This window comes from Nostoc sp., from assembly GCF_036917135.1.
In the GTDB taxonomy this organism is placed as follows: Bacteria; Cyanobacteriota; Cyanobacteriia; order Cyanobacteriales; family Nostocaceae; genus Nostoc.
The window spans coordinates 19,264-28,660 of record NZ_JBALEA010000080.1 but is presented as its reverse complement, the minus strand read 5'-3'; the positions used below and the strand labels follow the sequence as shown (position 1 = coordinate 28,660).

Here is a 9,397-nt window from a genome sequence, read left to right as displayed (position 1 = left end):
TTAGACATTAGTCAGCCCGTGAAGCAGCAAGTCTAGAGATGTAAATCTGAGATGCTCCCGCTACACTGCTTGCAGTTAGCGGTGAGAGTTGTCACTAGCTTTTATAAAGAATAACTCAGAAATCAGAAGTCAGAACTCACTCCGTAATTCTGTACGAGTGGGTAATGAGTATAAGTCAAAACCTTACCCAGCAGCAAAATCAGGATGATTACAGTTCAGGTAGAACAGGAAGTAACTCAGCAGGATCGGATGACCGTCATCCAAATGATTCGCCAGTTCAATCAAAATTTTTTTACGTTGTCAGAGTGGCAACCTGTAGCAGTCTTTGCACGAGATGAATCAGGCTTGATTGTTGGTGGAGTTCTGGGTGAAATCGGTTGCGATTGGCTTTATATCAGAGTTCTAGTTGTTCAAGAAGACTTACGTGGCAAAGGGATTGGAAGCAACATCCTTAAAATTGCTGAAAAAGAAGGTCAAAAGCAAAACTGTGTAGGGGTTCATCTTGAGACATTAGACTTTCAAGCTAAGGAATTTTATGAATCTCAAGGCTACACTGTATTTGGTTTTCAAGAAAATTACCCACTTGGGCATAAAAGATACTTCATGCAAAAGTTATTTCATCTGAGTTAAACATTCAGGGGGCAACTATTTTAAGTTGCATAGTTCAAATCGCTAGAAAGACGCAAAGACGCGGAATGCAATTTGAATGACGATTAGCTTAATTTCCTATTAAGCTGTCCAAGTTTAATATTAAACACTTGTGGCAATATTACTCAGGGTACTTTTCTGGGCATCTTATATATTACAAGTTATGTTAACCAATAAATCAGATGGGGCAGCCGCAAAAACCTATAGCCGCCGAACAGCAGATCCTCTCTTTGGGGCGCGTCCTCCAGAGCCTCAGAGAAGAAGATAATGTTGACGTTCTGATTGAAACTACTATTTCTTATCTCAAAGAACAGTTTGACTACAGACTGATTTGGATTGCTCTTTACGATCGCCTAAATCACATATTATTTGGCAAAGGAGGCATTACACCCGATCAAGATCAGGCCTTTTTACGGCAACGAGTTGTTCTTAGTCCTGGAGATTTATTAGAGCAAGTAGTAATTGAACAGCATCCCTTGGGTGTAGCTGATTTGCAAACTGAAATCCGCGCCACAGAATGGCACAAAGTTGCCGAAAAATTCCACATCCAAGGAACGATTATTTTACCAATTCGCTATAAAGACCGTTGCTTAGGCTTGGTGTTACTGGGTTCAGAACGCTGGGGCTACCTACTGACAGGAGAAACAAAAGCACTTTTGATGATGGTTTTAGGTGAACTGGGGGCAGTGCTTTATCAAAATGAGATCCATCAGCAGCAAAAACAAAACAGGCGAACCGATGAGCCATTATTAGAATTGCTCGAAAATTTACGCAACCTCAATAACCTGAATCAAAGACTTGAAGCAGCAGTGCAAGCAACTCATAAATTTGTCTCCCCCAACCGGACAAATATTTACTGGTTTGAGCGGGAAGGGCGCTACTTTTGGTGTCGGATGAGCAATCAGCTAGTCAAAATCGATCGCAATTCCAGCAGTCAGCAAGCAGCCGGAATGACTGTACAGGATTTGAGCGACTTTTATTATGCTTTGGCAGTGAACCAAATTGTCTCCATTGGTGATGCCCGCAGTTCTTTAAAGAGCCATTCTACAGCAAAATTGTTGCAACGGCTGAAGGTGCGATCGCTCCTGGTGGCTCCGATTATTTGGCAAAAGAACTTGCTCGGTTTTCTGGCGGTGGAAAGCAATGAACCTCGAATCTGGACGGAGGCGGACAAAAATTTCGTTCAGGGTGTTGGTGGTTTAATCTCCCTGATTGCACCTAACGAAAGTATGGAAAGTACTATCAAACAGATTCAAGAGGATGCCCAACTAACTAGTCAAGTTGCCCAAGGTATCTATAGCGAACATGACCTCCACGAAACTCTACATAGCTGTGCTAAAAGAGTTTTAGTTCGACTAGCTGCTACGCGATTTTTGCTATTGCAGTATGACCCTGAACAGAATAATTATCAATTTATTTACCAAAGTCAGCCCCATAACCGCCGACCGTTGACATTTACCCTCAATACACTCAAAGAATTGGATGGGCAGCTTTTGCAACGTTCAACTCAAGCGGTGGAAATTGAAAACTTAGATGAAGATTTACGCTTTTTTAACTGGCGTCCCCTGTTGTTAGAGAATGGTGTGCGATCGCTACTTATTTGTAAATGCACTCACGGTCAGATCCCAGCATCACTTTTAGTCATCACTCACGAAACCCATCGTTCTTGGACAACTCTGGAAAAGGAATTGCTCTGGGCTGTCAGTCAACAGATTGGTGTAATTGTTCGTCAGTGGCAATTACACAACCGCACCACCCAGCAGCAAAAAACTTCCCAGGCATTTGAGCAATGCCTAAACATCCTGACACAATCCCAGAACAGCAAAATCGAGGTCGAAAAAAAGCATTTAGAACGTACAGCACTCGAACAAATAGCATCAATTCTGGGTTGTCCCCTGGCGGTACTGCTATCTTGGGCACCTGGTGAAAGTTGGGCAGAAATTATCCCTGGAGTGATTGACAATAGCCAATTTGGGATTTTTTCGGATGCATCTATTTCCATCCAAGCTGAAGCCTTAATTCAGTGGGCACTTGCTACGGAGAGTTACTTAACTTTGAAGGTAGATAATTTACCTCCAGAAACCCGAAAATGGTTGAATGTTCCAGACAAAAGTCAAATTTTGGTCATGGCATTACGTACAACTGCTGATTACGAAACCACAGGTGTAGTGTTGCTAGTAGACTATCAACAGCGTCGCTGGTCAGAACAAAACCTCAGTGCAACAGCAACTCTGATTTCTCAATTAGCCTGGTGGCGTCGTCAAAAGCAAATTACCCGATTTCTAGAATCCACAACAGAAGAATTACGACAACTCAACTGGTACAAACATCGTCGCCTAGAGGAAATTCAAAGAATAACGGCGCACTCCCTGAAACAAATACATGATTTGGGCATTCCGGCTAATGAACTAACTCAGATGCGCTACCAGCTATTGCTACGACAGTTAGACCATACAGCCACCTCTATGAGTGGAATGTTGAAAGTTGAGCAGTGGCAGCTACATATTAGTTGGGAAACTATGCCCATAGCCAGTTTAATGAAGCGATCGCTCGAACGGATCGAAAATTTACTTAAACAACGAAAGCTATGGATTGGTGTACATGGCTTGGGACAATCGATTGACGAGCAAGAATCGCCCAAGAATTCTTCATTAGTTAGAGGCGTTCCTACCACCAGCGCTCAATCTGCAATGGCGATCGCTGGTGATATTGTCAAAATTGAATTAGTTATCCATGAATTATTGGTTACTGCCTGTAACCGTTCTCAAATCGGCGGCAGAATTGATATTTGGTGTCGCCGTTTAGATGCGTCTAACAACGTAGATGGAAAGCATTTTTCTGCAAGCACTGGAGATGAACATCAGAAATCCCTAGAACTGTCGATTACATACAATGGTGCGATCGAACCACAGTTATTAACAGAACTACATGATAGTACACCCAAGGATGTGCTTGCTCCCTCCAACCTCGATCAACCACCAGCTTTACATCTGCTGATCTGCCAAAACCTCATGGAAGAACTAGGAGGAGAGTTGAATTTCTATCAATTACCAGACAATCGGGTAGTTAGCCGTTTGCTGTTACCATTAGCTGTTCATAATTCTTAGTTTTGAAACCCTATTTTGACGTTAGTCCGCGCAGGCGATGAGGGGGTCACAGTCTTCTCCCTACAGCCCTTCGGGCATCCTACGGCAGGCGCTAGCCTCTCCCTTTGCGAGAAGGGGAGACGCTAACAGCGATGGCGCTTGGCGTCGCTGTTAGCGTAGCGTTAGCGAGTCTTCTCCCAAGGGGAGACGCCAAGGGCGAACGAGCGTCACTTCCGAACCCGAAGGGACGAGAGTTTGTGTAGCTGCGATTTCTAATCGCCTGGATTATTCTCTCTCCAGAGTCGAAGAGCGTTAGTAAGGGAAGGTGCCGCAGGCGGTGGGGTTTTTTCTATGCATCTTCATAAAGAATTGGTATTACAGCTAATTCATCTGTTGGAAAGATTTTTGGTAATGGTATTACCTGTACGGGAACCGCTATAACTACAAGCCTTAACAATTTATCCTTGTCACTGTCAAGGCTAATTAAACGGAAATATAAACCTATCTTGGCAATTATGTCAACTATTTTCTATATATTTACTGACTTAATCAACAGATAAACTTAGAGCTTTTGCTGAGTTGAATATCTGCAAAAAAAGTGACATTATTTAAAATAGTAGTTAGGATATAACTTGACAAAACACTGATCAAGATCATTTATTTTGCAGGTAAAAATATCTTGGCTAAATATCACCAAAATATTTCATATTTAACATGAACAATTAAGCAAAAATTGATTTTTTTAAAATTGGATATTGTATTTATAGACTTACATAGGTAATTAAACTTTTCTGTCAGTTTTTGTAGGGTAATAGCAGCTTAAACCTGGATTGATGAGGTAATAAATAAGATGGAATTAGTGCATCAAATCATAACTATCAGATTTTCGATTCTAAATTTAATGCAAATAGAAGTATATAGATGCTACAAAAATATATGGACAGGTATTAAGCTGATTAAATCTAAACTCTTAGACTACGGCTTTGAGGAAGACATTATATGCAGAGAGGAATCTATCAATGAATTTTAGATACTTCAAGCATTGCTTGAGATTTAGTTCAATTCAAAGCATTATTATTTTGGCTCTAATATCAATTCCTCACTTTTGTAGTGCATCTGCTCAGACTACTAGTAAAGGGGGAATTGACTGGATTTTAGTAGTAGATACTTCTGCTTCAATGCGTGGTGTAGGTGGAACAAAAAACATTTTTGAACCAGTAAAAAATTCTATTACTGAATTTGTTAATACCGCCAGATTAGGCGACACAGTTACTATTTATAGCTTCGATAAAGATGTCACCCTAAACGCTAATGATATCACCATTAATAGCAATCCAGACAGAGGTAAACTCAAGCAAATAATTAGCTCACTTCAAGCTGAGGGTGTGCGTACTCATACAGGTAAGGCTGTGCAAAAGGCTTTGCAACATTCTGCCCTATTAAATAAACGTGCTGATGCTCTTGGTCGTACTGTCAGTATAGTATTTTTGACAGATGGATTAGAAGATGTGCGTGGTATTCCTAATCCTGTTTCTATTCCTGGCAATACCCAGTTTCTACGTGAGCAACAATGCAAACCCTATATATTTTTTGTATCTTTAGGATTGAAAGAACACGAAAAACAACTGAATGACTTTGCTAGCAATCCAGCGCTTTGTGGGAAGGGGCAGGTATTGCGAGATCCTGGAGGAGTTCAGCTTAACCAATTGGCTCAAAATATCCGACCAGCACTAATTAAACCTAAACTTGATGTTAATCTACCCACTGCAAATTTGCCGCCAATATTACCGGGAGCAACGACTGAACCGCTCAATATTAATAGTATTAGCAATGTCAATTCTAAGTTAAGTTTGCAACTGGAAGACCCTCAGCAAAGTGGTATTCGCTTAATTCCACCCGATCGCACAATCGACTTAGTGGCTAATCAAGCTACAGTGATTCCCGTGCGTTTACAGATACCAGCAGAGGCAAAAGGGGGCGCTAATAACTTGCGCTTGGTGTTGATCAGCGCAGACCAAGCGATCGCACCAATTAAAATTGACCTACCTGTAACCATTAAGTCACAACTGCAAATACAACCTACAAAGATAGATTTTGGCTCAATAGAAGCAGGGAAAACCACTGAAACCCAAACTTTTGTAGTTCGCACCAATATATCTGGAACAGCTAGCTTACAACTGCAAGGCAATTCCAAAGACGTTTCTATGGCAGAACCTTCAGCAGCCATATCCTTACAACCAGGAGAAACTAAAATTCCTGTGCAGTTGCAGGTTACTGATAGCAGTTTTGCAGGCGATGTCTACGACGGGCTACGCCAACGCACTTTCACCCTAGTCCTAACCCCAGATAACTCAATTGCCAATCCTGTCAGTGCGGAAGTTCATCTGTATATTTTAATGCCCCTGTGGCGGAAAATAGTTATTTGGTTCCTCTTAATCCTGTTGGTGTTATTAATTGCCCTAATAGTAGTTTGTTTGATTCAACGCAAAACCCCCCTGGAATTAATCGAAGATTTCCGCAACCGTAAACGCTTAGAAGGAGCGGTGGTAGTGCTGGAACCACTGCCACAATCATCGGAAGACGAAGAGATTAGTCTCACTCACCTACATAAGGGTAGAGTATACCTGAGTGAGTTGATACCAGCTATTGCTGCTACAAATTGTGATGCCGAGTTAGTCACAGTTTGGCGGGTAGGCAAAAAAAATATAGATTTGCGGTGTTTGAAAGGTGTAATTTTTGTCAATACTAAAAAAATAAATACAGATGAACTCTTCGACGAGGACATCATTGAGATTGGCAACGTTAAGTTGCAATTTAACTGGATTGAACACCAAAGACCCTCTGAGCCAAGCAGTGGGCAAACAAACTTTTGAATAATATCACAGGAAAGTGAATGTTAAGTCCTACGGTTGTGCGTCCCACGGTTGTTTTTCGACCTACCGTTGTTATCGGGCTAGGAGGAACAGGTTATGAAGTTGTACTCAAACTTAAAAAGCGATTCATCGATATTTACGGCTCAGTACCAGAAGTTATTCGTTTTATTTCGATTGATACTACCGAAAACATCCAAGAACGAGAAAAATCACCTGATGGCACCAAGGTGATCTTAGAACCTAATGAACTTTATGCAATTTCTGTTGCAAATCCCCTACCGCTAACACGTAACGACCATATCGCTGAATGGTGGCCTAAGGACATTCCAGCAACCAGCCTGATCAGTGGTGCCGGACAGATTCGGGCACGGGGACGGCTCGCCTTATTTGCTAAAGTAGGCGATATTGACGCTTTAATTGCTCAAGCAATCAATACTGTCCGCGAAATTCGCACTAGTAAACAAGCATTTTCAGATAACTTTCAAGTTTCAAATCGTGATGGTGTCGAAGTTTTTATTGTTGGCAGTTTGGCGGGTGGGACGGGTAGTGGCACATTCTTAGATACGGCTTTTTTAACACGAGAACATCTCAATAATTTTTCTAATATTACGGGGGTATTTGTTTTACCCAGAGTGTTTGCCAATATTCCCCAAACTCACTTAGTGAAGTCTAATGCCTATGGCGCTCTCAAGGAAATCGAACATTTTTGGGGATTGTCACCATCTAATAGCATTGAGATTGATTATGGCATCAGAAAAATCAAAGCCGATCGCCCTCCCTTTGATGCTGTATTTTTAATTGACGGGGTTAACAAAAATGGAACTGTAGTAGGTCGTCCAGACGATTTACAAAATTTAGTTGCAGATGGCTTGTACATCCAGATTGGTTCTCAAATCGGTCTAGATGCTGCTAACGTTGCTGATAATATTCGCGCTTATCTGGCAACTGGTGAAAAAGTTCGAGGACGCAATATAAATTACTGTAGTTTTGGCTTTGCTACCCTAACTTTGCCAGTACAGCAATACGAGCGGATGAAATTAGAGGATGCTCAAAGCTTGCTGAAAAATGAGTTCATGGCATCTACCCCAGCAATCGATTTAGAAAGCGACATCGCCCGGTTTTTAGAAGATTGCAAGTTAGCAGAAGCGACTACTGTCCTCAATGCATTGACTGAAAGCGATCGCGGCGGACAAATGAAACCAGAATTTAGAATTGGCGAAATCCGTCACGATCGCACAGCTTTGCCGACAATCAAAGAACTCTACAAACGGCAGCTAGATCAATTTGAACAACGGACGGCTCAAGAGTTGGGATTGAATTTTCATCGCTTACAACAGACTACAACAGTTGCGATCGCAACTTTCTGGGAGCGCAGTCTTAACCGTCCCAATGGACTAGCTGATGTTTGGCAATTTTTGAGCAAACTTTCCCAAAAATTAGATGAATTACAGCAGAACGTACAGCGCAAATCGCAAGAGGCACAATCTAGTTTCAATGCTTTGAAGTTAGAACCGCAAGAAGAAAAAATTAAAGAAGCCGCAGAAACTTGGTTTTCAAATAAAAATACTATTCAAGCAGCTTGCCAGAGATACAAAGAACGAGCTGACCAAAAGTGGAAGACTTATTTACATTGGAAGCGGTGTGATAAAGCGGCTGAACTCTATGGTGTACTGCGGGCTAGCCTAGAAGAAATCCAGGAAAAATGCCAGCGTCTACACAGCAATTTAGATAAAGTTTATCGAGATTTAGAACAGAGTTATCACGAGGTCAATCGTCAAGGAAATAACGATAATCCTTTTATTCACACCATTGGGCGCATCAATCTGCAATCGAAACGCCCCAAAGTCACTGGCGAAGATTTTATCCGTTGGTATCGAGAACAGTCTCAAAGTTTAACAAATTGGTCTGAGAAAAAAGCTGAAGATGTCAAAAACGAAATTCTGAAATTTGTCGATGAAGCTTACTATCCTCTCACCAGTATGACTGTTGAGCAGGTTTTAGCAGATAGCAATCCCGAAGATGCGGGACAAGATTTGCAACAACTTGGCAAACTTGCAGTTCCTCTCTGGCAGTATGAAGTATCAGAAATTCCCATTCAACAGCAGCACTTAATCACAGAATTTTATTACTACGGAGTAGAGAGCAACAACACAGTTTTTAGCAATCCACCTCTTTCTAGTCGCTTGCCTAGAGGAAATAATAATCCTTCTTTCGTCCCGACAGGCGAACCCCATAAGGTGATGCTGTTTCGGGTGGAAGTCGGTGTCCCCTTATTTGCCTTCAACGGAATGAAGGAGTTGGAGTCAGCTTACCTAGATCCGAATAAAGTCTTCAAACACTTACATCGCAATTGGACAAACTTAGCTAATTTAATCCCTCCAGAAGATGACGGTGGGGCGTTGCGTTGGTTTGCTTTAGCACTGGCACCGGAACGATATAAATTGATTGTCAATCAGAGTAAGAAATATTTTGTTTCTACAGAACAAGCAAAAAGATTAGAGGGCGGAGTTTTGCCTTTGGGAAGCGATCGCAAGTCAGCATTTAAAGCTTTTAAAAGTAACTTGCCTCTAGTCAAGGAAATTGCTAACAAAGTTGAGCTTATTACCCACGAAGACCAAGACAAAGCCAAATCTACTTTGCAAAACTACATCAATCACCTCAATCAGGTTTTAAAGGGAGGTAAAGTTGATGCCCAGATTCAAGAACAGGTAGAAATGGAAATCCAGGAAATTGAAGCCTACCTGGAAGATTTAGATGTGATTATTTAGCCCTGTATTCTGCACTCTGAGA

The 9,397-nt window shown here is 41.6% G+C and carries 4 protein-coding genes; all 4 read left to right on the top strand.

The window, feature by feature from the left end:
• Positions 1 to 204: 204 nt before the first annotated feature.
• The 4 genes from V7K50_RS25710 to V7K50_RS25695 all read left to right on the top strand — a co-directional run bounded on the left by V7K50_RS25710 (position 205) and on the right by V7K50_RS25695 (position 9,375).
• Positions 205 to 630 carry a GNAT family N-acetyltransferase gene (locus V7K50_RS25710; protein WP_334965066.1) on the top strand — a complete coding sequence of 142 codons (426 nt, stop codon included), beginning with the start codon at positions 205 to 207 and terminating at the stop codon, positions 628 to 630.
• A gap of 200 nt (positions 631 to 830) precedes the next feature.
• Positions 831 to 3,755, top strand: coding sequence for a GAF domain-containing protein (locus V7K50_RS25705; RefSeq protein WP_334965064.1), 2,925 nt, complete (start codon positions 831 to 833; stop codon positions 3,753 to 3,755).
• Between the two features lie 998 nt (positions 3,756 to 4,753).
• A complete protein-coding gene (locus V7K50_RS25700) occupies positions 4,754 to 6,607 on the top strand; it encodes a vWA domain-containing protein (protein WP_334965063.1) in 1,854 nt (617 codons plus the stop codon).
• A 20-nt stretch (positions 6,608 to 6,627) separates the two neighbouring features.
• The gene (locus V7K50_RS25695; protein WP_334965062.1) at positions 6,628 to 9,375 is read left to right on the top strand and encodes a tubulin-like doman-containing protein; all 2,748 of its coding nucleotides are present in this window, start codon (positions 6,628 to 6,630) and stop codon (positions 9,373 to 9,375) included.
• Positions 9,376 to 9,397 lie beyond the last annotated feature (22 nt).

Excerpts from the sequence above, each read along its gene's own strand:
- V7K50_RS25710 (WP_334965066.1), top strand. The coding sequence starts at position 205 with ATGATTACAGTTCAGGTAGAACAGGAAGTAACTCAGCAGGATCGGATG.
- V7K50_RS25705 (WP_334965064.1), top strand. The coding sequence starts at position 831 with ATGGGGCAGCCGCAAAAACCTATAGCCGCCGAACAGCAGATCCTCTCT.
- V7K50_RS25700 (WP_334965063.1), top strand. The coding sequence starts at position 4,754 with ATGAATTTTAGATACTTCAAGCATTGCTTGAGATTTAGTTCAATTCAA.
- V7K50_RS25695 (WP_334965062.1), top strand. The coding sequence starts at position 6,628 with ATGTTAAGTCCTACGGTTGTGCGTCCCACGGTTGTTTTTCGACCTACC.